The following is a 25904-nucleotide window of genomic DNA, read 5'->3' on the forward strand; positions in this document are numbered from 1 at the left end:
AAACCGATCACCGCTGTCACCCTCGGTAACACCGGTCACGTGTCGAACGAGTGGATCGTCGTCGTGCGATAGGTCCGGCCGGGACGCAGCACGGTGGACGGGAAGTCCGGCCGGTTCGGTGAGTCCGGGTGGTGCTGGGTCTCCAGGCACAGCGCGTCCCCCTGGCGGTGGATGGCGCCGCCGCTGCCGACGAGGGTCCCGTCGAGGAAGTTGCCCGAGTAGAACTGGAGGCCGGGCTCGGTGGTCGCGATCCGCAGCGTGCGCCCGGACGACGGGTCCTTGAGGGTGGCGACGTGCTCGGGCTCGGCCGTGACGCCCTTGTCGAGCACCCAGTTGTGGTCGAAGCCCTTGGCGTACAGCAGCTGTTGGTGGGCGACCCGGAGGTCGGCGCCGACCGTCTTGGGCGTCCGGAAGTCGAAGGGGGTGCCCGCGACCTCGGCCGGCTCACCGGCGGGGATGAGGCCGGAGTCGACGGGGGTGAAGCGGGCGGCGGCGATCTCCAGCTCGTGGCCGTCGACCGAGCCGCCGCTCTCGCCGGCCAGGTTCCAGTAGACGTGACTGGTGAGGTTGACGACCGTGACCTTGTCGGTGGTGGCCTCGTAGTCGATACGCCAGTCGCCGTGCTCGGTGAGGGTGTAGGTGACCTTCGTGCTCAGCGTGCCGGGGAAGCCCATCTCGCCGTCGGCGCTGGTGTGTTGGAGGACCAGGCCCACGTCCGCCCCCCGCGTGAACGGCTCGACCTCCCAGACGGCCTTGTCGAAGCCCTCGCCGCCGCCGTGCAGGCTGTTCTCGCCGTCGTTGACCGACAGTTGGTACGACGTGCCGTCCAGCGTGAACCGGCCCTTGCCGATGCGGTTGCCGTACCGGCCGACCAGGGCGCCGAAGTAGGGGCTCGATGCGACGTAGTCCTCGATGGTGTCGAAGCCCAGGGAGACGTTGGCGTACCGGCCCTCGCCGTCCGGGATCTCCAGGGACTGCACGATCCCGCCGTACGACAGGACCTTCAGACGGGTGCCGCCGTTCTCCAGCGACCAGCGGTGGATCTCCGTACCGTCGGCGAGTTTGCCGAAGAGTTCCTTCACGGGGTTCCTGCCTCCCACAGCTCTGCCTCCCATGTCGACGTACAAAAGCCGAAGGCCCCGCGGGCAGTTGCCCGCAGGACCCACGACAGGACGTGATGCCGAACTACGTGCCTACGAACCGACCTTGCGCTTGTTCCACACGTCGAAGCCGACCGCCGCCAGCAGTACCAGGCCCTTGATGACCTGCTGCCAGTCGGTGCCGATGCCGACGAGGTTCATGCCGTTGTTCAGCACGCCCAGGACCAGGCCACCGATGATCGCGCCGAGGACGGTGCCCACACCGCCGCTCATCGACGCGCCGCCGATGAACGAGGCGGCGATCGCCTCGAGTTCGAAGTTCAGGCCGGCCTTCGGCGAGGCCGCGTTGAAGCGGGCCGCGAAGACGAGACCCGCCAGGGCGGCGAGCATGCCCATGTTCACGAAGACCAGGAAGGTGACCTTCTTGTCCTTCACGCCCGACAGCTTGGCCGCCGGGAGGTTGCCGCCGATGGCGTAGACGTGGCGGCCGATGACCCCGTTGCGCATGATGTAGCCGAAGCCGACCAGCAGCACGCCCAGGATGAGGAGGACGACCGGGGCACCCTTGTAGCTGGCCAGGAGCATCGTGAAGGTCAGGACGGCCGCGCTGAGCGCCGCCAGCTTCACCGCGAACAGCTTGGCCGGCAGCACCTCGAGCGAGTACTCCGACTGCCGCTTGCGGTCGCGTACTTCCTGGAGGATCACGAAACCGCACAGTGCGAGACCCAGCAGCAGTGTGAGGTTGTGGTAGTTGGTGTCCGGGCCGACCTCGGGCAGGAAGCCGTTGGCGGTCTTCTGCAGGCCCTCCGGGAACGGGCCGAGCGTCTGGCCCTCCAGGAAGACCTCGGTCAGACCGCGGAAGATCAGCATGCCGGCGAGGGTCACGATGAACGACGGCATGCCCGCGTAGGCGATCAGGAACCCTTGTGCCGCGCCCGCGGCGGCCCCCATGGCCAGGCACAGCAGCACGGCGAGCGGCCAGGGTATGTCGTTCCTGACCATCAGTACCGCTGCCACACCTCCGATGAAGGCGGTGATCGAGCCCACCGACAGGTCGATGTGACCCGCGATGATGACGATCATCATGCCGATCGCCAGGATCAGGATGTAGCTGTTCTGCAGCACCAGGTTGGAGACGTTGCGCGGCAGCAGCAGGTCGCCGTCGGTCCACACCGCGAACAGGGCCACGATCACGCCGAGGGCGATCAGCATGCCGTACTGGCGCATGTTGCGGCGCATACCGTCGAACAGCAGCCGCAGCAGGCCGTCGGCGGCGGCGGTTCCGCTCTTTCCCGTCGGCGCGGGGGCCGGCGTCTTGGCGGTCACATCCGTGCTCATCGCGTTACCTCTTTGTCCTTCGTCATCTGACGCATCAGCGATTCCTGCGAGGCTTCCGCCCGCGAGAACTCACCGGTCAGCCGCCCTGCGGCCATGGTGTAGATGCGGTCGCACATGCCGAGCAGTTCCGGCAGCTCGGAGGAGATGAATACGACCGCCTTGCCCTCGGCGGCCAGTTTGTCGATGACCGTGTAGATCTCGAACTTGGCGCCCACGTCGATGCCGCGCGTCGGTTCGTCCATGATCAGCACGTCCGGACCCGTGAAGATCCACTTGCTGAGGACGACCTTCTGCTGGTTGCCGCCGGACAGCCTGCCCACCGTTTCGAAGACGTTGGGCGCCTTGATGTTCATGGACTTGCGGAAGCCCTCGGCGACCTTGCGTTCCTCGTGGCCGTCGACGATGCCCCGCTTGGACACCTTGTCCAGCGCGCTGAGCGAGATGTTGCGGCCGACGGTGTCATCGAGGTTGAGCCCGTAGTGCTTGCGGTCCTCGGTGACGTACGCGATGCCGTGCGCGACCGCCTGCGGGACGGTCTTCGTACGGATCTCCGCGCCGTCCTTGAGGACCGTGCCGCCCGCGTACCGGCCGTACGTCCGCCCGAAGACGCTCATCGCGAGTTCGGTGCGGCCGGCGCCCATGAGGCCCGCGATACCGACGATCTCCCCGCGTCGCACGGAGATCGACACATCGTCAACCACCTTGCGCTGCTGGTCGATCGGGTGATGGACCGTCCAGTTGCGGATCTCCAGGGCCGGCGCCTCGCCCGCCACCCCGTCGTGCCGGGTGCGCTCGGGGAAGCGGTGGTCTAGGTCCCGGCCGATCATCCCGTTGATGATCCGCTCCTCGGTGGTCTCCGCGGCCTTCACGTCGAGGGTCTCGATGGTCCGGCCGTCGCGGAGGATCGTCACCGAGTCGGCGACCTTCCGGATCTCGTTGAGCTTGTGGGAGATGATGATGGAGGTGATGCCCTGTTCCTTCAACTCCAGGATCAGGTCGACGAGTTTGCCGCTGTCCTCGTCGTTCAGCGCGGCCGTCGGCTCGTCCAGGACGAGCAGCTTCACCTCCTTCGACAACGCCTTCGCGATCTCCACGAGCTGCTGCTTGCCGACACCGATGTCGGCGACCCGGGTCTGCGGATGGTCGTCGAGGCCGACCCGGCGCATCAGCCGGGTCGCGTGCTTCAGCGTCTCGTTCCAGCTGATGACGCCGCCGCTGGCCTGTTCGTTGCCGAGGAAGATGTTCTCCGCGATGGACATATAGGGCACCAGGGCCAGTTCCTGGTGGATGATAACGATGCCGCGGTGCTCGCTGGCCCTGATGTCCTTGAAGGACACGACCTCCCCCTCGAAGAGGATGTCCCCCTCGTAGGTGCCGTGCGGGTGGACGCCGGAGAGGACCTTCATCAAGGTCGACTTGCCGGCGCCGTTCTCCCCGCAGATGGCGTGGACCTCGCCCTGACGGACGGTCAGGGTGACGTCCGACAACGCCTTTACGCCGGGAAAGGTCTTGACGATCGAGCGCATTTCCAGGACGGGTCCCGCCATGGTCGTGCCTGCCAATCTATGGTGTGCGGGTGTTACTTGAGGTCGCCGGCCTTGATGTAACCGGAGTCGACGACGACCTTCTGGTAGTTCGTCTTGTCGACGCTGACCGGGACCAGCAGGTACGCGGGAACGACCTTCGAACCGTTGTCGTACGTCTTGGTGTCGTTGGTCTCCGGGGTCTTGCCGGTGAGCGCCGCGTCGACCATGTTCGAGGCCACCTTGGCGAGTTCGCGGGTGTCCTTGTAGACGGTCATCGACTGCTCGCCGGCGATGATCGACTTCACCGAGGCGACCTCGGCGTCCTGGCCGGTGACGATCGGCAGCGGCTTGTTCTTGGAGCCGTAGTCGTCCGACTTCAGCGAGGACAGGATGCCGATGGAGATACCGTCGTACGGCGAGAGCACCGCGTCGACCCGCTCGGTCTTGTAGGCCGCGGTCAGGATGTCGTCCATGCGCTTCTGCGCGGTGCCGCCGTCCCAGCGCAGCGTGGTGACCTGGGTCAGCGCGGTCTGGCCGGACCTGACGACGAGCTGCTTCTTGTCGATGTACGGCTGCAGGACCTTCATCGCGCCGCCGAAGAAGTACTTCGTGTTGTTGTCGTCGTTCGAGCCGGCGAACAGCTCGATGTTGAACGGGCCCTTCTTCGAGCCGTCCGCGAGGCCGAGCTTCTCCAGGATGTAGTTGCCCTGGAGCGCGCCGACCTTCTCGTTGTCGAAGGACGCGTAGTAGTCGACGTTCTTCGTGCCGAGGATCAGACGGTCGTAGGAGATGACCGGGATCTTGGCGTCGGCGGCCTGCTGCAGCACGTTGTTCAGCGACTTGTTGTCGATGGCCGCGATGATCAGCGCCTTCACACCCTGCGTGATCAGGTTCTCGATCTGCGACACCTGCTGGTCGGGGTCGTCCTCGCCGTAGACCAGCGTGGTCTTGTAGCCCTTCGACTTCAGGTCCTTGACCACGTTGGCACCGTCGGCGATCCAGCGCTCGGAGGACTTGGTGGGCATCGCGATGCCGATGGTGCCGCCCTTGGCACTGTCCCCGCCGGCGTCGCTGCCACCCTCACCGCTCTGCCCGCAGGCGGAGAGGGAGAGGGCGAGGACAGCCGAGGTGGCTATGGCGGAGAGTGCGGCTCTGCGAGTACGCATGATCATCATCCTTGATGTCGTGAGGCCAGGAGCGGTCTGGCGGTTCGGGTGCCCTGTCGGCGGTGCGGGAGGAACCCGAGGGAGTCGTGTCGGAGTCTGTTCGACTGCGTCGTGTTTTGTGAAGGGGAGTTGTCCGTAACGTTATGCAGGCGTTTCGAACCGCTTCAGGTCGCCCGGCAGCCGCGAGCCGAGCGGAGCCATGTCGGCGTCCGCCCCGTGCCGCGCGAGCAGGTCCAGAGCGAGTCGGCCGCGCCGCACTCGCTCCTTGGCCGTGCTCAGGGTCAGCTCACGCATGTGGTTGCCGTAGGGGTAGATCCCGGGAGCCTTCGACAGACCGAACTTCAGGTAGAGCGGTGCGCCGCGCCGGATCAGCTCGGCGACCTCGTACATCCGGATGTAGCCGCCGAGATCGTCGGGGGCCTCGATGTACATGTCCATCGGAGCGGCCGACACCCGCCGGATCTCCGTGAGGTGATCGAGCGTCAGATCGCTCGGCACGTTGATCGAGTCGCCGCCGAGGTTCTCGTACACGGCGTACGCGGCCGGGTTCACCGGCCCGATCAGCGCCGACACCTTGAGCGTCGTCTCCGCCGGGATGATCCCGGCGAGCCGCGCCCGGTGCAGGGCCCACAGCACGCCCTCGTCGGCGATGAGCAGGCACTGCACGCCCAACTCCGTTGCCCGGACGGCGTCTTCGACGCACCCGGCGACCGCGTCGTGACCGCGGGCACGCAGTCCGCCGCCCTTGGAGTCGGTACGGGTGGAGCCGCCGATGTCCCAGGTGCCGCGCGGACCGGTGAACAAGCAGAGCTCGATGTCGCGTTCGGCCGTCGCCTCCACCATCTCGGTGATCTCGGCGTCGGTCAGCATCCAGATACCGCTGCCCTGGCTGACCCGGTGGATCGGCACATCGAGCCGCGAGGACTCCTTGAGGACCACACCCAGCGCCTCGGGCCCCTCGACGGAGGGAACCTCGGTACGCCAGCGTCCACCACCCGGGAAGGCGTGCGGGGAGGCGTCGGCGGGGTCTAGGGCGGGCGCGTCCAGGCCGAGCGCGGCGAGCGCCTGCTCTCCGGGGCGGCGGGCTGCGGAGGCGGTGGTGTCGGTCACAATCTGTCCTTCAGGATCGGCAGGTCCGGCAGGTCCGGCAGGTCGGAGGGTTCGGTATTTCGGACAAGGTTCGCGGCTCTGGGTGCACAAGACGTTGGATGTACGCCGGTACGGGGTCGTCAGGTACCCCGTACCGGCGTACGGCTCAGGGGTGTGTCATGGCCGCAGCAGGACCTTCCCGACCTTCGGATCGCCGGATCCCACCAACTCGATGGCCTGCGGAAACTCCTCCAACGGCAGCTCGTGCGTGACGAGCGGCAGTGGGTCCAGGAGTCCGGCCCCGAAGACCCGCACCGTGTGCGCCCAGGCGTCCGGCGCCGCACCGAACACGGTGTGCACCTCCAGCTGCCGTACGACGAGATCCGTCGGGTCCAGACCGTCCGCACCGGCCGCCGGGATCCCCGTGAGGACCAGCCGGCCGCCGCGGCGCAGCAGGGCGGCGGCGGTGACCGCCGCGTCCGCGGACCCGGCGGTCTCGATGACGACGTCGAAGTCGTCGGGGAGCTGCTGGTCCTTGGTACGGAAGTCCGTGGCACCGAACCTCTTCGACAGCTCGGCCCGGTCCGGTCGCGTCCCCACGACGAGCAGCTCGGAGGGCGAGCCCGCCTTCAGGAACTGAACGGCGAACATCCCGAGCGTGCCCGTGCCCACCACGGCGACCCGCTCACCCGGAACGGCGTTCGCCTTGAGCGCGGCCGCCGCGATGCACGCGGCCGGCTCCAGCAGCGCCGCCGCCGTCAGATCCGCGTCCTCCGGCAGAACGTGCAGCAGCCGGGCCGGCAGCGTCAGCGTGGTGGCCATCGCGCCGGGCTCGGTGAACCCGGTCTCCTCGTACCCGGCCGAGCACAGCGTGGTCTCGCCCGCGTGACAGCGGTCGCACACCTGGCAGTTGCGGAAACCCTCGCCAACGACCTTGCTGCCTACGAGGGTCGAAGGCACTCCGGCCCCGACCTCGGTCACCGTCCCGGACCACTCGTGACCCGGGGTGAGGGGGTAACGGACGTACCCCTCCGGCCTGTTGCCCTGGTAGACCTCGCGGTCGCTGCCGCAGATGCCGACGGCGTGGACCCGGACGAGGGCCTCGCCCGCGTCCGGCCGGCGAGGCTCGTGCGGCACCAGACGGTGCTCGCCCGGAGCCTCGATCACCACGGCGCCGCTCACTCGGTCCCCTTGGGCTTGCGCCGCTCCCAGCCCTCTGCCCAGAGGTCGAAGCGGGCCTGCTGCTGCGGGAACTCCGCGGCCGCGTCGACGTCCAGCTCGACACCGAGGCCGGGCTTGTCGGAGAGGTGGAAGTAGCCGTCCACGACCTCCGGGGCGCCCTTGATGACCTTCTTGATCTCCGCGTCCGCGAAGTCGTTGAAGTGCTCGAGGATCTTGAAGTTGGGCGAGCTGAACCCGACCTGGAGGGAGGCGGCGGTCAGCACCGGTCCGCCCACGTTGTGCGGCGCGACCAGCACGTAGTGCGTCTCGGCGGTCGCTGCCAGCTTGCGGGTCTCCCAGATGCCGCCGATGTGACCGACGTCGGGCTGGATGATGTCCACGGCCTGGCTCTCGAAGAGCTCCCGGAACTCGATCCGGTCGTGGATCCGCTCACCCGTGGCGATCGGGATGTCGACCTTGGCGGCGACCTTCTCCAGCGCCTTCAGGTTCTCCGGCGGGCACGGCTCCTCCAGCCACGCGGGCTTGAAGGGCGCCAGGTCCTTGGCGAGGCGGATGGCGGTGGCGGGCGAGAAGCGGCCGTGCATCTCCAGCATCAGCTCGGCGTCCGGCCCGATGGCGTCCCGCACGGCCTCGATCAGGGAGACCGCGTACAGGCTCTGCTCGTGGTCCAGCTCGAAGTGGCCGGTCCCGAAGGGGTCGATCTTGAGCGCCTTGTAACCGCGCTCCATGACGCCCTTCGCCGCCTTGTGGTACGCCTCCGGCGTGCGCTCGGTGGTGTACCAGCCGTTCGCGTACGCCTTGACCTTGTCGGTGACCTTGCCGCCGAGCAGCTGCCACACCGGCACGCCGAGGGCCTTGCCCTTGATGTCCCAGCACGCCATCTCGATGACGGCGATGCCGGACATCACGATCTCGCCGGCGCGCCCGTAGTCGCCGTACTTCATGCGGCGGGTCAGGTCCTCGACAGCGAACGGGTCCGAGCCGACAATGTGGTTGACCTCTGCCTCGCGCAGATAGCCGAGCAGCGCGTCGGTGTGGCCCAGCATGCGGGTCTCGCCGACGCCGGTGAGTCCCTCGTCGGTGTGCACCTGGACGTAGGTCAGGTTCCGCCACGGCGTCCCGACCACGTGCGTGCTGATTCCCGTGATGCGCACGGTACTCCCTAAGTCCTGTGTGACATGTTCGAGATTTCGTCACTTGTTCGAAATGCTGTCGCGACAGTAAGGATGCTTCGGGCGGAGTGTCAATGGGTCGAACAAACAACCCTCGCCGCGTCCTGGACTACCGCCATCCGTTCCCACATCGCCGGAGCGACACCCCTCCTGCCCTTCGCCTGCCGCGTTATCCAACCGTGACGGCCTCCCTGACGCAGCCCTCTTGACCGCCGCCGATTGTTAGCGCTCACAATGACCTCCGCTTCACCAATCGTCGCCCAAGGGCATCGAGGGAGGTACGAGCGTCATGTCGGCAGTGTTACAACTTGCCTTCCCGTCCGGTGCCCTGGAGCTTTCCGGAAACCCGGCGTGAGGCCGGCGGCGCGGAGGCGACCGTCCACCCCACAGGACTTATCCGCTTGTCCGCAGACGACCGCCAGGGAGGTGCAGCCGTGACCCACTCGCAGACCAGCTCCCAGCCCCGCTCGCAGCTCCGGCCGCCCACCATGGCCGACGTGGCACGCCAGGCCGGTGTGTCCCACCAGACCGTGTCCCGTGTACTGGGGGACCACCCCAATGTGCGCGAAGGGACACGGGCCAGGGTGCTGCAGGCCATCGAGGAGATGGGCTACCGCCGCAACTCCTCCGCACGGGCGCTGGCGACCCGGCGCACCCTCACCCTGGGTGTGGTCGCCTCCAACACCACGCTCTACGGGCCGGCCAGCACACTGTTCGCGCTGGAGGAGGCGGCACGTGCCGAGGGGTATCTCGTCTCGACGGTCAGTCTTCGCGAACTGACGGTCGAGACGCTGTCCGAGGCCATGCACCGGCTCAGTGAGGGCGGGGTGGAGGGAGTGATCGCCCTCGCCCCGCAGCGGTCGGCGGTCGAGGCCCTCACCGAACTCCGCCACCCCTTCCCGGTGGTGGCCGTGGGTACCGGCTCCGGCGTGGAGATCCCCAGCGTCAACGTGGACCAGCGGCTGGGCGCACGGCTGGCCACCCGTCATCTGCTGGCCACGGGCCACCGCACGGTCTGGCATCTCGCCGGGCCCGAGAACTGGCAGGAGGCGGTGGACCGGGCCGACGGCTGGCGGATGACCCTGGAGGAGGCCGGCGTCGAACCGCCGGCGCCGCTGCGGGGGGACTGGAGTCCGCTGTCGGGCTACCGTGCGGGCCAGGAACTGGCCGGCTGGGTGGGCCGGGGTCTGACCGCCGTCTTCGTCGCCAACGACCAGATGGCACTGGGGGTGTTGTGGGCGCTGCGGGAGGCGGGCGTGCGCACTCCCCAGGACGTCGCGGTGGTCGGCTTCGACGACATCCCGGAGTCGGAGTTCTTCGCTCCGCCGCTCACCACCGTCCGGCAGGACTTCTCGGCGGTCGGCAAGCAGAGCATCGCCCTGCTGCTGGAGCTCATCGAGGGCCGGACCCCCTCCGGGACGCCCCAGGTCGCCATCGAACCCCAACTCCTCGTCCGCGCCAGCACTTTCCCGTACGCCCCTCAGTCGGCGACCGCTCCCGGCTGAGGGGGCACCGACCGGTTCGACGATCGTCCCCGCCCCATCAGTGTGGCCGATATCTCGAACAATGATCGACAGGTAGGACGTATCGCGGCCTGTCGCACGAGCCCCACAAGAACCAAAAGCACCACCAGCACCACCAGCACCACACAAGCCCCACGAGTACCAACGAGCACCACGAGTACCAGCGGGCCCATCACCGGGCCGGCTCTTCAAAGGAGAAGACACATGCTCAACAGAAGGAACTTCCTCACTGCGGCGGTCGGCGTGGCGGCTGCGACGGGCCTGGCGGCCTGCGCCAAGGAGGACGACGGCGGCTCCACCAGCTCCGGCGGCGACGGCAAGATCACCCTCGGCTTCTCGCAGGTCGGCTCGGAGAGCGGCTGGCGCAGCGCCAACACCGACTCGGTCAAGGCGGCGGCCAAGGAGGCCGGCTACAACCTGAAGTTCTCCGACGCGCAGCAGAAGCAGGAGAACCAGATCTCCGCGATCCGCAGCTACATCACCCAGAACGTGGACGTCATCGCCTTCTCCCCGGTGGTCGTCACCGGCTGGGACGCGGTGCTGAAGGAGGCCAAGGCCAAGAAGATCCCCGTGGTCCTCACCGACCGCTCCGTCGAGACCTCCGACGAGTCCCTGTACGTCACCCTCGTCGGCTCCGACTTCACCGAAGAGGGCCGCCGCGCCGGCAAGATCCTCGAGAAGGTCCTGGAGAAGGCCGGCCACAAGGGCGCCGTGAAGATCGCCCAGCTGGAGGGCACCACCGGTGCCGCCCCCGCGATCGAGCGCGCCAAGGGCTTCAAGGAGGTCATGGACGCCGACCACGCTTCCGACTGGAAGATCGTCGTCAGTCAGACCGGTGACTTCACCCGCGCCGGCGGCAAGCAGGTCATGGCCGCCTTCCTCACGTCCAACCCGGACATCAACGTCCTCTTCGCGCACAACGACGACATGGCCATCGGCGCCATCCAGTCCATCGAGGCGGCCGGCAAGAAGCCCGGCAAGGACATCCTGATCGTCTCGATCGACGGCGTGAAGGACGGCTTCATCGCGATGTCCGAGGGCAAGATCAACGCCATCGTCGAGTGCAACCCGCTGCTCGGCCCCCAGCTGATGGAGGTCGTGAAGAAGGTCAAGGACGGCGAGACGGTCGAGCGCTGGATCAAGACCAAGGAGGGCGACTTCATGCAGGACCAGGCCAAGGCCGCACTCCCCACCCGCAAGTACTGACCGACCGCACCCATCGGCAGGGAGCCTCCGGCCGACCGAAATCTCGGTCGGCCGGGCCCTCTGGGCCTGCAGCGGCTCGCTTCAAAGAGGAGCGCTGCCGTGACTCCGCCCCGGTTGGGGGGCTTCCAGCCCGCAGGCTGCGGTCCAGCCCGAACCGGCCCCTCGCAGAGCGTAATCAACTTAACACGGAACGAAGTTACCCACCGGCAAAGCCGGTGGCCTCCTCATTAGGAGAGGTATGGCAGAGCCGCGGCCCGTCCTGGAAATGACGGGCATAGTCAAGGAGTTTCCGGGGGTACGCGCTCTGTCGGGTGTCGACTTCCGGCTCTTCCCCGGCGAGATACACGCCCTGATGGGCGAGAACGGAGCCGGTAAGTCCACCCTCATCAAGGTGCTGACCGGCGTCTATCCGCTCGACGACGGCAAGATCACCCTCGACGGTCAGTCCGTCCGGATCGACAGCCCGTTCCAGGCCCAGCAGGCCGGCATCAGCACCGTCTACCAGGAGGTGAACCTCTGCCCCAACCTGTCGGTGGCGGAGAACATCTTCATCGGACGTGAACCCATCCGCTTCGGCCAGATCCAGTGGTCGCGCATGCGCAAGGACGCGGCGGAACTGGTCGACCGGCTCGGCCTCGACCTCGACGTCACCGCGCCCCTGTCCTCGTACCCGCTGGCCGTGCAGCAACTGGTCGCGATCGTACGGGCGGTGGGCACCGGTGACAGCGACGGCGCCGGAACCGGCACCAAGGTGCTGGTCCTGGACGAGCCGACGTCCAGCCTCGACCGCGACGAGGTCCTCGAACTGTTCCGCCTGATGCGCCAGCTCAGGGACGAGGGCGTCGCGATCCTGTTCGTCTCGCACTTCCTCGACCAGATCTACGAGATCTGCGACCGCATGACCGTTCTGCGCAACGGCACCCTCGTCGGCGAGCACCTGGTCAGCGAGCTCGACCAGGTCGGACTGATCCAGCTCATGATCGGCAAGGCCATGGACCAGCTGGAGGGGCTCCACGAGCACCAGCTGCACGCCGAGGTCGGCGAGACCCTGCTCCAGGCGGAAGGCCTCGGCCGGACGGGCGGTGTCGCCCCCTTCGACCTGGAGATCAAGAAGGGCGAGGTCCTGGGCCTGGCCGGTCTGCTCGGCTCCGGCCGCACCGAACTCGCCCGGCTGCTCTTCGGCGCCGACCAGCCCGACAGCGGCAAGGTCACCATCGACGGCAAGCAGGTCTCGATGAGCGCCCCGAACGCCGCCATCGGCGCCGGCGTCGCGTTCTGCTCCGAGAACCGCAAGACCGAGGGCCTGGTACCCGAACTGACGGTGCGGGAGAACATCATCCTCGCCCTCCAGGCCTCCCGCGGCTGGACCCGGCCCATCCCGGCCGCCCAGCGCGACGAACTCGTCGCCAAGTACATCAAGGCACTGGACATCCGCCCCGCCAACCCGGAGGCCCGGGTCGGCCGGCTCAGCGGCGGCAACCAGCAGAAGGTGCTGCTCGCCCGCTGGCTCATCACCCAGCCGAAGCTGCTGATCCTGGACGAACCGACGCGCGGCATCGACGTCGGCGCGAAGGCGGAGATCCAGAAACTCGTGGTCTCGCTCTCCGAGGAAGGCATGTCCGTGCTGTACATCGCGGCCGAACTGGAGGAGGTACTCCGGCTCAGCCACACCATCGGCGTGCTGCGCGACCGCAAGCTGGTCGCCCAGATCGCCAACGGGCCCGAGATCACCCCCACCCGGATCCTGGAGACCATCGCGAGCGGAGAGCACCAGTGACCACCACTCCCCGTTGGCGAGCGCTGACGCAGCATCACCTGTTCTGGCCGGTGGTCGTGCTGGTCGTCCTGCTGCTGATCAACGTTCCCTTCACCCCCGACTTCTTCTCGGTCAAGATGGCGGACGGCCACCTCTACGGCAGCCTCGTCTCGATCGTGCTGTTCGGCTCGCCGCTCATCCTGGTGGCGGTCGGCATGACCCTGGTCATCGCGACCGGCGGCATCGACCTCTCCGTCGGCGCGGTCGTCGCCATCACCGGCGCCCTGACCTGCTCGTACATCAGCGACCAGGCCGACCAGGACTCCCTGTCCGGGGTCTTCCTGGCCATGGGCATCGGCCTGGTGGCAGCCGTCGTATGTGGTCTGTGGAACGGCTTCCTGGTGGCCCGGATGGGCATCCAGCCGATCATCGCGACCCTGATCATCATGGTCGCGGGCCGAGGCGTGGCCCAGCTGATCACCGACGGCCAGATCATCACGATCAACAGCGAGCCGTACAAGCTGATCGGCGGCGGCTACTGGCTGACGCTGCCCTTCTCCATCTTCGTGGTGGCCGCGGTCGTGGCCGTCACCGTGGCCCTGACCCGCCGCACCGCCCTCGGCCTGCTGGTCGAGTCCGTCGGCGGCAACGCCGAGGCCAGCCGGCTGGTCGGCATCAGGTCCCTGCGCATCAAGATCATGGTGTACGTGTTCTGCGCCCTGTGCGCCGGCATCGCGGGCCTGATGATCAGCTCCAACACCTCCGCCGCTGACGGCAACAACGCCGGCCTGTGGATCGAGCTCGACGCGATCCTCGCCGTGGTGATCGGCGGCACCTCGCTCCTGGGCGGCCGGTTCTCCATCGGCGGCACGGTGGTGGGCGCCCTCGTCATCCAGACCCTGACCACGACGATCTACACCATCGGCGTGCCGACCCAGACCAACCTGGTCTTCAAGGCCGCCGTCGTCATCGTGGTCTGCCTGCTGCAGTCCCCGAAGTTCCGCACCAAGGTCTTCGGCGGGAAGTTCGGAGGGAAGTTCGGCTCCGGGTCCGGCGCGAAGGGCGGCGGCACACCTGCCGCCACCCCGGCGGACACCGCCCCGACGACCGCGGCAGCCCCGAAGATGGAGGTGTCGTGATGAGCACGACCACCAAGACGCCCACGGCTCCCGACAACCGTCGTACGCCGTCCAAGGCCGCGCAGTTGCTCGGCGACCGGCGGCTGCCCGTCGTGGTGACCGCCACGCTCTTCCTCGTGATGTACCTCGTGGGCCTCGGCCGCTACCAGAACTTCGGTTTCGGCGAACCGCAGGTCTTTCTCAACCTGTTCATCGACAACGGCTACCTGCTGGTCGCCGCGGTGGGCGCCACCTTCGTCATCCTCTCGGGCGGCATCGACCTCTCCGTGGGCTCCGTGATCGGCTTCACGACCATGCTCACGGCATGGCTGGTGGAGAAGCAGGGTCTGCCCATCGTGGTCGTCATCCCCATCGCGCTGGGCGTCGGAGCCTTCGGCGGCTTCCTGATGGGCTATGTGATCCACAACTTCGAGATCCAGCCCTTCATCGTGACCCTCGCCGGCCTTTTCCTCTTCCGGGGCCTGTGCCTGGTCATCAGCAAGGAGTCGATCGCCATCGACGACTCCTCGGTGAGCAGCATGGCGCAGGCGCAGGCACAACTGGGAGTGGGCTTCCTGTCGATCGGCGCGATCATCGCGCTGGTGGTGCTGGCCGTCGCCTTCTACGTCCTGCACTACTCGCGCTTCGGCCGCCGGGTGTACGCCATCGGCGGCAACGAGCACTCGGCCATGCTGATGGGTCTCCCGCAGGGCGGCACGAAGATCGCGGTGTACACGGTGAGCGGTTTCTGCTCCGCCCTGGCGGGTCTGCTCTTCACCCTGTACATCCAGTCCGGCGACCCGCTGCACGCGACCGGCATGGAACTCGACGCGATCGCCGCCGTCGTCATCGGCGGCACACTGCTGACGGGCGGCTCGGGCTATGTCCTGGGCACCCTGTTCGGCGTCCTCGTCCTGGGCCTCATCAAGAGCATCATCCAGTTCGAGGGCACGCTCAGCTCCTGGTGGACGAAGATCGCCACCGGTGTGCTGCTCTGCGCGTTCATCCTGATCCAGCGGGCCATGACGGCCCGTAAGAAAACCTGAGCCACCGGGGAGACTCTCCGACCGGGAGCGGTTCGTCGCGCGTACGCCGTGCGACGGACCGCTCCGGCGTGCCAGAGATGGCGTGGAATGATCGGCCTTGACCTCAACTGGGCAAACCCGAAACGCAAGTTCCGTACGGAATATTCACAGAGACCCCTAGGAACGGTCCCTGCGGGGACCTATTCTTCCCGCGTCATGGATTACTGCCAGCACTGCCAGCGGCACCTCAACGGCGCACTTGCCTGCCCGGGGTGCGGCTCGGCGACAGCCCCCCTCCACCGCCACGCGGAGGAGGCCGACGCGCGCCCGGAAACGGATGATGTGGTGGCGGACCGTCCGGGACGGGCGGCAGCCCGCAAGGCGGGTCGCGGACGCGGACGCGAGGTGGCTGCCGCTGCCCCGGCCGCGCAGGACACCGACGAGTACGAGGATGAGGCCGAGGCCGGGGAAGCCGGGCAGGCGAGCGGCAGCCGGCGTGACCGCAAGGCCGCCGCACACCGCCGGCGACGGAAGCGGGCGCTGCTCGTCGTCGCCGGTTTCGTGCTCGCGGCGGGCGGGCTGAGCCTCGCCGAGCTGGGCACGGACGCGCCGGGCTCGAACCCGAACACCGCGACGGCGGCGGACGGCGAGACGGCGGACGGTACGGCGACGACGGGGACCGGCGCCACGGAGACGCCCCTGTCCGACGAGTCGGCCACGGTGGACGACGACACGTCGGACCCGGCGTCCCCGTCCTCGACGGCATCACCGTCCGCGTCGGAGAGCTCGGGATCACCGTCGCCGTCGGTCTCACCGACCACGAGCAGGGACGCCCAGTCGGCGCCGATCGGCACGGCACCGACCCCGACGAGGGGGCAGTCCTCGACAACTCCGACGGACTCGACAACCCCGACCACCGACCCGACCACCACGGACCCGACCCCGGAACCGTCACCTTCGGAAACGTGCGAGCAGTTTCTGTGGTGGTGTTCGTAGGGGTTCCGGCCGGTCGAGGTTGCTTGCGGCCCGGACGACACCATCCAGTCCGACCCGCACCATTCAGCCCGTCCGGCGTTTGAGGACGAGCGCGTTCAGCGCGACACGGGGGTTCGGGGGCGGAGCCCCCGAGGGACGGGACGGGTAGGGGCGGCGGGGGCGAGAAACCGTCAGCCCCGGCCCACCTCAGCCCTTGTACCCCGTCACCTTCGCGATCCACGCGACGAAGTCCGCCGCATCGTCGTTCGCCCCATGCCCCGAGTCCCAGTACATCGCCGCGTTCACGTCATCCCCCAACCCCTCAAGGCTCGCCGCGAGATTCCCCACCACCGACAGCGACGTGTCGCTGTCCTTCGTACCGACCCGGATCCACCAGTGCTTCGCCCGCGACGGATTCCGCTTCGCGAGGAACGGCATCGGGTTCATCAGCGTCAGCTTCCCGGGCAGGTCACTGTCCAGCCGCGCACTGCCGCTGCCCTCGTGCCGCAGGCTGTACAGCGTGAAGTGGCGGGCCTGCGTCGTCCCGGCCCCGAACAGGTTGTTCTCCCCGGCGGACAGATCGAACGCGTCGAACGCCGGCGTGTCCTTCTTCCGCGCCCCCACATGCGTCAGGAAGTCGGCCCATGTGAACGTCGCCTTCCCGCCCGCCCACGTGATGAAGGTGTTGGCCGCCAGGTACGTCGAACGCGCAGACTCCGAAAGGGACGTGAGGTACTTGGTAGCGGCCGGCTGGAGGAAGGTCTCCAGCAGGTAGTCGTCCAGGTTGCGTGCCGTCAGCGCGCCGAACCCCCGCGCCCGGAGCTTCAGCGACGCCTGGTACTCCGTGAACGCCGTGCTCAGTTCCTTCGACACCGTCTGGTCCACCAGCGACCCCGAACCGAGCTTGTTGGCGCCCCAGTTCCACTCGTACGCCATGTCCGCGTGTTCGAGGTCGGTGATCGGGCACCAGTCGCCGCTGGCGAAGATCGCGTCGCTCGCGTCGGCCGCGCCCAGCTCCTTCAGGTACCTGGCGTAGAGCGGGCTGTCGCCCGACGCCCCGAGCAGCGCGGACAGGGCGCCGCCGGCACTCGTACCGGAGGAGACGATCCGGTCGGTGTTGCCCGGGATGCGGCCCTTGTTGAAGCGGACGTACCTCACGGCGGCCTTCAGGTCCACGATCGCGGCGGGCGCCGTGCCGTAGTACGTGCCGGACGAGTCGACCAGCGTACGGCCGCGCGCCCCCGGTTCCACGACCACGTACCCCGCCGCCAGCCCCAGCTTGGCGTTGCTCACCATCCCGCCCTGGCCGTCCACCTGGGCGTTGCCGCCGGACTCCACCTCACCCGAACCGGTGGACGCCGAGGCGGACGCGGATGCCGACGCCGTGGGCGCCCCGCCCCCGGGCGTGCCGGTCATCTCGGCGCCGCCCACTCCGGTCGCGTCCGCGACCGACGACGGCAGGTAGCCGCCCACCGAGTTGGCGAACAGGATGGGCGCACGGGTCGCGTCGACCGCCGTACCGTCGATCTTGACGGGGACGCTGACGTTCAGGCTCTGGTACTTCTCGTCGACCGGGTTCGTGACGTACGTGATCGCCTTGTAGAAGTGGTACGTCACCGACCTGTCGCCGGCGTCCGTGGTGATCGTCGTGGTCAGCTCGGTGTACGCGGTCCTGTCGAAGACGAGCGCACCGGACGAGGACGAGGATGCCGACGATGTGGACGTCCCGGATGCCATGGCCTCGTTGCTCATGAACGTGGCGATCGCCGGGACGGCGACGGCCGCGCCGAGTCCTCCGATTACGGTCCTGCGCTTCACGATGACTCCTGGGGTCCGTGAGGGGTGTGCCTGCGCTCAGGAACGTAATTTGGTGGCGGCAAAATCGTCAACAATTTCGTTCAACTCATCGCCAACGCACAGTTGCCCCTCATGGAACGTAAAGCCGCCCCACGCCCGCCCCGCGCCTGTTTCGGCGCCCATCTCTGCGGCTACGCCTCCACCATCCGCACCAACAGCCCCCGCAACAGCACCCGTTCCTCGTCGGACAGCCCGGCCAGCGGCTCCCGGGCGAAGTCCAGGGACTCGCGCAGGCTCCGGGCGACCCGGAGCCCCTCGTCCGTGCAGGCGGCCAGTTTCACCCGGCGGTCCGAGGGGTCGGGGCGGCGCTCGACCAGGTCCCGGGACTCCAGCCGGTCCACGATCCCGGTGACGTTCGACGGCTCGCACCGCAGCTTCCGCGCCAGTTGGCGCATCGGCAGTGGCCCCAGGGAGAGCAGGCTGAGCAGGCGGGCCTGCGCTCCGGTGAGGGAGTGCTGGGTGGCCGCCTCCTCGTACTCCTCGTGATAGCGGGCCACGACCGCGCCGATGAGGTCGATGACCTCCAGGGTCAGGGGGTCGCGGCGGCGGGTCTTCTCCGGTGTGGCCATGCTCTCCAGGCTACCTCTTTACTTGACACCATGAAATATTCAGGAGCATTATTGTTTCAGTTAGTGAAACAAGTGAGCCTGAAACATCCGAGCCGCACCGGAGGCCCCCCTCATGTCCGACGCCCCCACCCCCGCCCTCCCCACCGTCAGCCGTGAATGGCACCTGCTCAGCCGTCCGGTCGGCTGGCCCAAGGCCGAGGACTTCGCCCTGGTCGAGGCCGAGGTCCCGCAGCCCCGCGAGGGCCAGGTGCTGGTGCGGAACCTGTACGTGTCAGTGGACCCCTACATGCGGGGCCGGATGAGCGACGCCAAGTCGTACGTCGCCCCCTTCGAGCTGGGCAAGGTCATGCAGGGCGGGGCGGTCGGCGAGGTCGTCGCCTCCAACGCCGAGGGCATCTCCGTCGGCGACCACGTCCTGCACTTCCTCGGCTGGCGCGAGTACGCGGCCGTGAACGCGAAGGACGCAGTCAAGGTCGACCCCGAGGCCGCGCCGCTGTCGACGTACCTCGGTGTTCTCGGCATGACCGGCCTCACCGCCTACGCGGGCCTCCTGCGCACCGCCTCCTTCAAGGAGGGTGACGTGGTGTTCGTGTCCGGCGCGGCCGGCGCCGTGGGCGGCCAGGTCGGCCAGATCGCCAAGCTCAAGGGCGCCTCCCGGGTCATCGGCTCCGCCGGGTCCGACGAGAAGGTCAAGCTGCTGGTCGAGGAGTACGGCTTCGACGCCGCCTTCAACTACAAGGACGGGCCGGTCGGTTCGCAGCTCCGCGAGGCCGCACCCGACGGCATCGACGTGTACTTCGACAACGTCGGCGGCGACCACCTGGAGGCGGCCATCGGCGCCCTCAGGCACGCCGGCCGTATCGCCGTCTGCGGCATGATCTCCGTCTACAACAACACGGAGCCCGCCCCCGGCCCGAAGAACCTCGCCCGCCTCATCGCCACCCGTGGCCGCATCGAGGGTCTCCTGGTCAACGACCACTACGACCTCCAGCCGAAGTTCGTCGAGGAGGTCGGCGCCTGGGTCCGCTCCGGCGAGCTCAAGTACCGCGAGACGGTCGTCGAGGGCATCGAGAACAACCTGGAGGCGTTCCTCGGGGTGCTGCGCGGCGACAACACCGGCAAGATGATCGTCAAGCTCTGAGCCACCAGACCTTTCTGACGGTACGACAGAGGTCGCACCCCCGGACGTGGGGTGCGGCCTCTGTCGCTGGACGGGTGGCTCAGCCGCGCAGCGCCGCCGTGTGCGCGGCCCGGACGAACCGCTCGTTCTCCGGCGCCGCGCCGCCCGGGAAGGCGTACCGACGGCGGGTGTAGCCGTAGGCCAGGCCGCTGTGCGGGTCGGCGAAGGCCTGGGATCCGCCCGCGCCACTGTGACCGATGGTGCCCGCACCCAGGAACGGGTAGGCGACGTCGGCGGTCTTCTGGAAGCCCAGGCCGAACGACTTGTGGGTCCGCGCCACCAGGTCGTAGCCGGCCGAGTGGAACTGGCCGAACTCCGCGACCGTGTCCGGCTTCAGCAGCGGCGCGTGCTCGCCCACCTCACTGATCGCCGCCGCGTACAGCCCGGCCAGCCCACGTGCCGACGCCACCCCGCCGACCGACGCCGGACCCTTGGCGCGGACCACCCGGTGGTTGGGCAGTGACTCGATGTCGGTGGGCTCCACCCCGTGGCGGTTGAACGCGATCGACGCGAGCGTGTGCGGTCCGGAGGGGACCGAGTCGAGCAACTCCCGTTGCTCCGGCGTCGGCAGCATCGGCTGGACGGTACGGAAGCGCGGCTCCAGCGCCTCCGGCAGACCCAGATGGAAGCCGAGGCCGTACGGGACCCGCACCCGCTCCTCGTGGACCTCCTGGAGCGTACGGCCCGTGGCGCGCCGTACGATCTCGCCGGTCAACGCGCCGATCACCAGGGCGTGGTACCCGAAGGCGGTGCCCGGCCGCCAGAACGGGCGCTGGTCCGCGAGGCGTTCGGCGATCAGCCGGTCGCAGGCCAGTTCCTCCAGGGTGAAACCGGCGTCGGCGCCGACCAGACCGGCCCGGTGCGCGATCAGGTCGCGCAGGGTCAGCGAGGCCTTGCCCTCCGGGGCGAACTCCGGCCAGTAGTAGGTGACTTTGCGGTCCAGCTCCAGGGTGCCCTCCTGGACCAGCAGGGCGACCACGAGATGGGCGGCGCCCTTCGTGGACGAGTACACGCCGTAGAGGCTGTCCGGCCCCGCGTCCGGCTCGGTGTCCGGGGCCGCCCACAGGTCGACGACCCGCCTGCCGTGCACGTACGCGCACAACTGGCCCTCGTAGTCGGGCAGTTCACCGGCGACGAAGGCGGCGAACTCCTCCCGCACCGCCTCGAAGCCCTCGGCGACCGTGCCCCGGACGAGTCGTCCGGCTGTCTCGGTGGTCTCCTGCGTCATCGGCTCTCCTCGCTCGACGTACCGATCGTCGCGGTCGGCACGGTCAGCAAAGCACGTGCCACCTGTGCGAACTCCCCCTTGGGGTGATCCCGGAACAGCGGCTCGGTACCGAACAGCACCGCGTGCGGCCCGCTGACCACCGACGCCTGGCCCGCCGCTGCCGCCGGACCCCCGAACCCGCCCGGCAACGGCCGCCAGTGCCCGGAGACGAGAAGGTTCCCGGTCCCGTACGACTGGTCGACCCGCACGTCGGGGCCCAGGTCCGTGAACCAGACGGGCGCGTAGACGAACCCGTGGTCCGGCGCCCCGCCGGTGACGAGGCTCTGGCCGGAATTCACCACCCGGACAACGCCGTTGGCGTCCCCGTTGCCCTCGACCCGCTTGGCGGCCAGCAGTCCGGCGGCAGAGTTCAGCGCGGCCCCTTCGGCACCCCGGCCGACCAGCCCACGGGAGCGGAGGAAGGCGTCGAGTGCCGTACGGGCGGCCTGGTTCAGGCCCTCGTACTCCACGCCCTGCGACACGAACAGCACATCCACGCCCGCCCAGTCGAAACCGGCGTTGAGGACGGCCGTCGACACCGGCGTCACCTCGAAGTTCATCTCACGCAGCGCGAACAGCTCCCCGGGCGTGACGGCCGCCGCGACCCGGGTGCGACGCAGGGCGGCCGTACCGGTCGCCTTGGTCGCGTCGAACGCCACGTCGTACGTACGGGCGAGCGCGACCGCCCGCCTGCGTGCCGACGCCGGGACGATCGCACTGCCGTCCGCTGCCCGCCGTACCGAAACCCCGTCCCGCAGCAGGGAGTTGAGAGCAGCGACCTCACGCGGATCGTCCAGGCGCAGCCGCAGTCAGCCCTGCGGAGCGACATACCCGACCCGCGTCGCCGTCTTCACCGCCCGGACGGGCAGCCCCAACAGGCTGCCGCTGTTGACCGGTTGGACACTCGCGCCCCACAACCGGCCAAGGCTCCAGCCCGAGATGTCGTACATCACCGACACCTTGTCGCTGATGTCCCGCCCGTCGGCGAGGAGCACGTTCGCGAGCCCGCGTTTCGGCTGACGCATGTCGACGACGTACGACCCCTTCGCGTACGTCCGTCCGCCGAGCCGGAAGGCCTGGCTCGCGCGGGTGACCCTGATGTCGTTGGCGAGCAGGTGGTCGACCAGCCGGGCGGCGGCGGGCGCGGAGCGCTGGGCCGGGGCGCCGGCCGGAATGACGTACGCACGGGGGAAGGTGGTCGTGTAGACGTCCTCCGGCCCGATACCCGGCACCCCCGGGACGGTCGCCGCCGACACCGGAACCTGGGCGGCCCCCGAAGCGCCGCGCCGGAAGACCTCGATCTGGTCGGCGACCAGCGAGGTCCGGTGATCCTGGACGTAGTCGAGGGTCGCCGTGATGGCCGCGCCGGCCACGGCGACGTTGATCGCGGAGCGGCGGCGCAACTCCTCGACCGGCAGGGTGTCGTAGGCGCGGTTGTTGACCGTCATGGGGATCTCGACGGTGTGCGCGGCGACCGTGCCGTGGAAGGCCGCGTACTGCGGGGTGAAGATCGGCGGCCAGTCGTCCCAGCCCTCCTCCTGATCACGGAACGGGATCTGGGCGGGCTCGACGCCGTCCTTCGCCGGTGTGTAGCCGAGGCCGTTGACCGCGGCCTCCATACCGAGGGCGTTGGCGTAGGTGTTCTTCAGGAAGAGGTCGTACTCGTAGTTCTCGCCGTGCGGGGGAGTGGTGGGCTCGATGAGGGTGCCGTTGACGTATCCGTGCAGGTCGAGCATGACGGTCGGCTGCTTGTCGATCTCGATCTGCCGCATCGCCCGCCCCTCGGGCTGCGAGGAGGTGACGAAGTCCCGGTTCAGATCGAACCCGTTGGCGTTGGCACGGGTGCCGGCGATACGGCCGTCCGGGTTGGCGGTGATGTTGAAGTAGAGCCGGCTGTGCGCGAGCAGGTCCCGTGTCCTGGCGTCGGTGGCGGTCGCGAGCCGCTCGACGATCTTCAGGGAGGCGTCGGTGCCTTCCCACTCGTTGCCGTGGATGTTGTTGTTGACGAACACGGGCGCCTTGTAACTCCGTTTGACCGCCTGGCTCCTGGCGGCCACCGAGGGCGCGTTCTCGATCAGCTCACGCATGCCCTCCTGGGCACGCGTCTGGGCCGCGCTCTCCGGCGCGGTGACCGTGACGAGATACAGCCGGTGCCCGCCCGCCGAACGCCCGGCGACCTCGACGCTCACCCGGTCACCCAGCCTCTGGAGGGCGTTCAGCTTCGGCGCGATGGCGTGATACGGCGTCAGGCCCAGCTTGATGGACTTGTCGGCCGGGTTCTCCGGGTCGGGGGACAGGGTCTGCTCGCGGGGGTAGCCGCGCCCCTTGTCGGCGAGGCCGGTGACGGGCGCGGTGAGGGCGCGGGTGGCGGCGCCGGCCGGGCTGGTGGCGGACCGTTCGCTGTCCGCCGCCTCACGGGTGACGGGCTTGCGGTCGGCGGTGGCGGTGAGGGGGGTGAGCAGGAGCGAGCCCGCCGTGGTGGCGGCGAGGGCGGCGAGCAGAACAGGCCGTTGAACCGATGTCGGCGGAACGGGTCTTGTGAGACGCACGCTTGGCTCCTCCACATGCTTCCTGGGATCGGTACGCGAGATGTACCTTCCCGACTCAATGCCAACAAGAGGGCCTTCGCGCCACGCGTCCCCCGGACGGATCACGCGCCCCGGATAGAGTTCCCCCATGAGCGATCTCGCGACAGGTTTCCGCTACCTCCTGAAGGGCCAGCGCTGGGTCGCCGGACACGGCAAGCAGTACGGTTTCGGGCTGCTCCCCGGTCTCCTCACCCTTGTCCTCTACCTCGCCGCCCTGACCGCCCTCGCCCTGTGGGGCACCGACCTCACCACCTGGGCCACGCCCTTCGCCGACGACTGGTCGAGCCCCTGGCAGGGCATCTTCCGCGGCTTCCTCACCGGGCTCCTCTTCGTCCTGGCCCTGCTCCTCTCGGTCCTCACCTTCACCGCGATGACCCTCCTCATAGGCCAGCCCTTCTACGAGAACCTCTCCGAGAAGGTCGACCGGGACGTGTCCCCCGACGGCACGGCCCCCCAGTCGGGCCTGCCGCTGCTCAAGGAGTTGTGGATCTCGGCCCGCGACAGCCTCCGGGTCCTCGTACGGGCCCTGTGCTGGGCGCTGCTCCTCTTCGCCCTCGGCTTCGTCCCGGTCGTCGGGCAGACCGTCGTACCCGTGATCGGCGTCGTCGTCACCGGCTTCTTCCTCACCGAGGAGCTGACCGGAGTCGCCCTCCAGCGGCGCCGGGTCGAACTCCGTGAGCGGCTCGCCCTGTTGCGCTCCCGCAAGACGCTCGTGTGGGGCTTCGGTACGCCGCTCGGGGTGGCCTTCCTGGTGCCCTTCGTCGCCGTCTTCCTGATGCCGGGCGCGGTCGCGGGCGCCACGATGATGGCCCGCGACCTGCTCGGCGAGCAGACCCGGGAGTCCGGGGAGTCCCGGGATTCCTCGGATGACGAGGACTTCGACGATCAGGAGACGTCGGCCTCGGCACCCTGACCGGACGCGTCCACGGCCACGGTCAGGATCGACCGCACCTGGGCGATGATGTCCAGCCTGTTCCGCACGAACTCGGGGTCGGTCACGGCCCCGGTCGCCGGATCGGTGTTGCCCGTCCCGAACTGCAGCACCGGCGTGTGCACATGCCCGCCGGGAAGCGTGGCACCCAGACCGAGCCGGTCGCGCAACAGGGTTGCCCGGTAGGCGATCTCGTTGGACAGGTAGTTCCCGCCGCCCCCGGCCCGCGCCGTCGACCCGTCGGTGGGCCCGTCCGCCCGTACGACGGGCTCGGTGCCTCCCGCCGGGATCTCGGTCACACTCGTGTTGTCGTACACGGGGAAACGCCCGGTGTTCGCGGCGACAATCGCCGTGTAGGGCAGGGTCGTTGACGTCCACTGCGGCTGCGAGGCGGGGTCGCCGACCGGCACGGTCTCCGTCCGACCGATGTTCTCGTTGTCCGGGAAGCCGCCCCGCCAGGCCCCGTTGGTCCGCTCCACGTCGAACCGCCCGACCCGCCCCTGACTCACGGTGGCGAACAGATCGACCTTCGGCAGGACCGGCTTCAGCGCCCGCTCCACCGTTCCGTCCGCGAAGTCCTGCCAGCGCACCGGGAACACCGCGGTCTCGACCCTGACCCGGCCCTCCGCCGTCTCGATCACCGTGCCGTCGAGGGCGAGCGCGGTGGCACCGGACGGGTTGGAGATCCGTATGTCCCGGTCGAGCGTGAACGGATCGAACCCGGTGACGAGCACCCGCTTCAGCGCCCCGCCGCACGGATAGCGGATCGACGTCTGCCCGCGCGAGTTCCGCTCCAACTCATGCAGAAGCGCGGCCCGTTGCGCGGCACTCACCCCGAACGACGGCTCCCACAACCGCAGTTCACGGGTCATCCCGAGCCGCGCCCAGTACAGCGGCCGGTCGTCGTCCCGGCTCAGGTCGCCGCCGGCCGGCCCGCGCCCCTGCGCCCGGTCTACGGCCCGCTGCCACAGTGCGGCTCCCCGGCGTACGACGAGTCCGCGGGCCTCCGCGTACGAGCGTGCGCCGCCGAGCGCCCGGGCGAACGCCGGGGCCACGGTGCCGAACCCGGAACGCCGGAGGATCTCCTGCGGCGCCGCCCGGTCGAGCCGCAGCTCCTCGACCGTGGGCGCGACCGAGGTGTCGGCCGCCGAGGCGGTGGCGGGCGCCGAGAGCCCCGCCAGCAGCGCGAGCCCGAGTATGCCGATCCGAACACGTGGGGAGTTCAAGGGAGTTCAGCCTTCCGTCGCCGCGGGGACACAGCAGTGGGGTGCTGCCGGACGGCCGCAGTATCGCGTGCCGGAAGTGGTCTACGCCATAGTGGGAGGCGGGGAGACGT

The 25904-nt window shown here is 68.8% G+C and carries 19 protein-coding genes and 1 pseudogene; 8 read left to right on the forward strand and 12 right to left on the reverse strand.

Going from position 1 to position 25904, the window contains the following annotated elements:
* Positions 1–35: 35 nt before the first annotated feature.
* From ACW4TU_RS32130 to ACW4TU_RS32160, 7 genes are all read right to left on the reverse strand, one after another.
* Positions 36–1127, reverse strand: a complete 1092-nt coding sequence (locus ACW4TU_RS32130; protein ID WP_457418866.1) for an aldose epimerase family protein — start codon at positions 1125–1127, stop codon at positions 36–38.
* A gap of 66 nt (positions 1128–1193) precedes the next feature.
* A complete protein-coding gene (mmsB, locus tag ACW4TU_RS32135) occupies positions 1194–2438 on the reverse strand; it encodes a multiple monosaccharide ABC transporter permease (RefSeq protein WP_457418868.1) in 1245 nt (414 codons plus the stop codon).
* A complete protein-coding gene (gene mmsA / locus ACW4TU_RS32140) occupies positions 2435–3985 on the reverse strand; it encodes a multiple monosaccharide ABC transporter ATP-binding protein (protein ID WP_457418870.1) in 1551 nt (516 codons plus the stop codon). The genes mmsB and mmsA overlap by 4 nt, the downstream gene beginning before the upstream one ends.
* Positions 3986–4017: 32 nt before the next feature.
* Positions 4018–5130, reverse strand: coding sequence for a multiple monosaccharide ABC transporter substrate-binding protein (gene chvE / locus ACW4TU_RS32145; RefSeq protein ID WP_457418872.1), 1113 nt, complete (start codon positions 5128–5130; stop codon positions 4018–4020).
* A 141-nt stretch (positions 5131–5271) separates the two neighbouring features.
* Entirely contained in the window at positions 5272–6240 is a 969-nt protein-coding gene (locus tag ACW4TU_RS32150; protein WP_457418874.1) for a hypothetical protein, read from the reverse strand.
* Between the two features lie 156 nt (positions 6241–6396).
* Positions 6397–7401 carry a zinc-dependent alcohol dehydrogenase gene (locus ACW4TU_RS32155; RefSeq protein ID WP_457418876.1) on the reverse strand — a complete coding sequence of 335 codons (1005 nt, stop codon included), beginning with the start codon at positions 7399–7401 and terminating at the stop codon, positions 6397–6399.
* On the reverse strand, positions 7398–8555 hold the full coding sequence (locus tag ACW4TU_RS32160) for a mandelate racemase/muconate lactonizing enzyme family protein (protein WP_457418878.1): 1158 nt from the start codon (positions 8553–8555) through the stop codon (positions 7398–7400). The genes ACW4TU_RS32155 and ACW4TU_RS32160 overlap by 4 nt, the downstream gene beginning before the upstream one ends.
* A 506-nt stretch (positions 8556–9061) precedes the next feature.
* Here ACW4TU_RS32160 and ACW4TU_RS32165 point away from each other — a divergent pair.
* From ACW4TU_RS32165 to ACW4TU_RS32190, 6 genes are all read left to right on the forward strand, one after another.
* A complete protein-coding gene (locus ACW4TU_RS32165; RefSeq protein WP_457430429.1) occupies positions 9062–10078 on the forward strand; it encodes a LacI family DNA-binding transcriptional regulator in 1017 nt (338 codons plus the stop codon).
* Positions 10079–10300: 222 nt separating this feature from the next.
* Entirely contained in the window at positions 10301–11302 is a 1002-nt protein-coding gene (locus ACW4TU_RS32170; protein WP_457418880.1) for an ABC transporter substrate-binding protein, read from the forward strand.
* A 238-nt stretch (positions 11303–11540) separates the two neighbouring features.
* The gene (locus tag ACW4TU_RS32175) at positions 11541–13079 is read left to right on the forward strand and encodes a sugar ABC transporter ATP-binding protein (protein ID WP_457418882.1); all 1539 of its coding nucleotides are present in this window, start codon (positions 11541–11543) and stop codon (positions 13077–13079) included.
* Positions 13076–14197 carry an ABC transporter permease gene (locus tag ACW4TU_RS32180; protein WP_457418884.1) on the forward strand — a complete coding sequence of 374 codons (1122 nt, stop codon included), beginning with the start codon at positions 13076–13078 and terminating at the stop codon, positions 14195–14197. The genes ACW4TU_RS32175 and ACW4TU_RS32180 overlap by 4 nt, the downstream gene beginning before the upstream one ends.
* Positions 14197–15222 (forward strand): galactofuranose ABC transporter, permease protein YjfF, encoded by a 1026-nt coding sequence (yjfF, locus tag ACW4TU_RS32185; RefSeq protein ID WP_457418886.1) that lies wholly within the window; start codon positions 14197–14199, stop codon positions 15220–15222. The genes ACW4TU_RS32180 and yjfF overlap by 1 nt, the downstream gene beginning before the upstream one ends.
* 195 nt (positions 15223–15417) lie before the next feature.
* Positions 15418–16197 (forward strand): SCO2400 family protein, encoded by a 780-nt coding sequence (locus ACW4TU_RS32190; protein ID WP_457418888.1) that lies wholly within the window; start codon positions 15418–15420, stop codon positions 16195–16197.
* 186 nt (positions 16198–16383) lie between these two features.
* On the opposite strand, the gene ACW4TU_RS32195 is transcribed toward ACW4TU_RS32190, so the two are convergent.
* Entirely contained in the window at positions 16384–17994 is a 1611-nt protein-coding gene (locus tag ACW4TU_RS32195; RefSeq protein ID WP_457418890.1) for a subtype B tannase, read from the reverse strand.
* 170 nt (positions 17995–18164) lie between these two features.
* Positions 18165–18602, reverse strand: a complete 438-nt coding sequence (locus ACW4TU_RS32200) for a MarR family winged helix-turn-helix transcriptional regulator (RefSeq protein ID WP_457418892.1) — start codon at positions 18600–18602, stop codon at positions 18165–18167.
* Positions 18603–18714: 112 nt separating this feature from the next.
* Here ACW4TU_RS32200 and ACW4TU_RS32205 point away from each other — a divergent pair, with 112 nt between their 5' ends.
* Positions 18715–19743, forward strand: a complete 1029-nt coding sequence (locus ACW4TU_RS32205) for an NADP-dependent oxidoreductase (protein ID WP_457418894.1) — start codon at positions 18715–18717, stop codon at positions 19741–19743.
* Positions 19744–19822: 79 nt separating this feature from the next.
* Here ACW4TU_RS32205 and ACW4TU_RS32210 read toward each other — a convergent pair whose 3' ends face one another.
* Positions 19823–21010 carry a serine hydrolase domain-containing protein gene (locus tag ACW4TU_RS32210; RefSeq protein WP_457418896.1) on the reverse strand — a complete coding sequence of 396 codons (1188 nt, stop codon included), beginning with the start codon at positions 21008–21010 and terminating at the stop codon, positions 19823–19825.
* Positions 21007–23598, reverse strand: a pseudogene (locus ACW4TU_RS32215) (M14 family zinc carboxypeptidase). The gene ACW4TU_RS32210 and the pseudogene ACW4TU_RS32215 overlap by 4 nt, the downstream one beginning before the upstream one ends.
* Positions 23599–23725: 127 nt before the next feature.
* Between ACW4TU_RS32215 and ACW4TU_RS32220 the strand changes: the two are divergent.
* Positions 23726–24550: an EI24 domain-containing protein gene (locus ACW4TU_RS32220; protein ID WP_457418898.1), complete on the forward strand. Its 825-nt coding sequence runs from the start codon at positions 23726–23728 to the stop codon at positions 24548–24550.
* Here ACW4TU_RS32220 and ACW4TU_RS32225 read toward each other — a convergent pair.
* The gene (locus ACW4TU_RS32225; RefSeq protein ID WP_457418900.1) at positions 24523–25794 is read right to left on the reverse strand and encodes a pyroglutamyl-peptidase I; all 1272 of its coding nucleotides are present in this window, start codon (positions 25792–25794) and stop codon (positions 24523–24525) included. The genes ACW4TU_RS32220 and ACW4TU_RS32225 overlap by 28 nt on opposite strands.
* Positions 25795–25904 lie beyond the last annotated feature (110 nt).

The organism is Streptomyces kryoterrae (assembly GCF_054072135.1).

Bases quoted from the DNA above. Each gene is read 5' to 3' on its own strand.
- mmsB (WP_457418868.1), bottom strand. From the start codon at position 2,438: ATGAGCACGGATGTGACCGCCAAGACGCCGGCCCCCGCGCCGACGGGA.
- mmsA (WP_457418870.1), bottom strand. From the start codon at position 3,985: ATGGCGGGACCCGTCCTGGAAATGCGCTCGATCGTCAAGACCTTTCCC.
- chvE (WP_457418872.1), bottom strand. From the start codon at position 5,130: ATGCGTACTCGCAGAGCCGCACTCTCCGCCATAGCCACCTCGGCTGTC.
- ACW4TU_RS32165 (WP_457430429.1), top strand. From the start codon at position 9,062: ATGGCCGACGTGGCACGCCAGGCCGGTGTGTCCCACCAGACCGTGTCC.
- ACW4TU_RS32170 (WP_457418880.1), top strand. From the start codon at position 10,301: ATGCTCAACAGAAGGAACTTCCTCACTGCGGCGGTCGGCGTGGCGGCT.
- ACW4TU_RS32175 (WP_457418882.1), top strand. From the start codon at position 11,541: ATGGCAGAGCCGCGGCCCGTCCTGGAAATGACGGGCATAGTCAAGGAG.
- yjfF (WP_457418886.1), top strand. From the start codon at position 14,197: ATGAGCACGACCACCAAGACGCCCACGGCTCCCGACAACCGTCGTACG.
- ACW4TU_RS32190 (WP_457418888.1), top strand. From the start codon at position 15,418: ATGGATTACTGCCAGCACTGCCAGCGGCACCTCAACGGCGCACTTGCC.
- ACW4TU_RS32200 (WP_457418892.1), bottom strand. From the start codon at position 18,602: ATGGCCACACCGGAGAAGACCCGCCGCCGCGACCCCCTGACCCTGGAG.
- ACW4TU_RS32205 (WP_457418894.1), top strand. From the start codon at position 18,715: ATGTCCGACGCCCCCACCCCCGCCCTCCCCACCGTCAGCCGTGAATGG.
- ACW4TU_RS32210 (WP_457418896.1), bottom strand. From the start codon at position 21,010: ATGACGCAGGAGACCACCGAGACAGCCGGACGACTCGTCCGGGGCACG.
- ACW4TU_RS32220 (WP_457418898.1), top strand. From the start codon at position 23,726: ATGAGCGATCTCGCGACAGGTTTCCGCTACCTCCTGAAGGGCCAGCGC.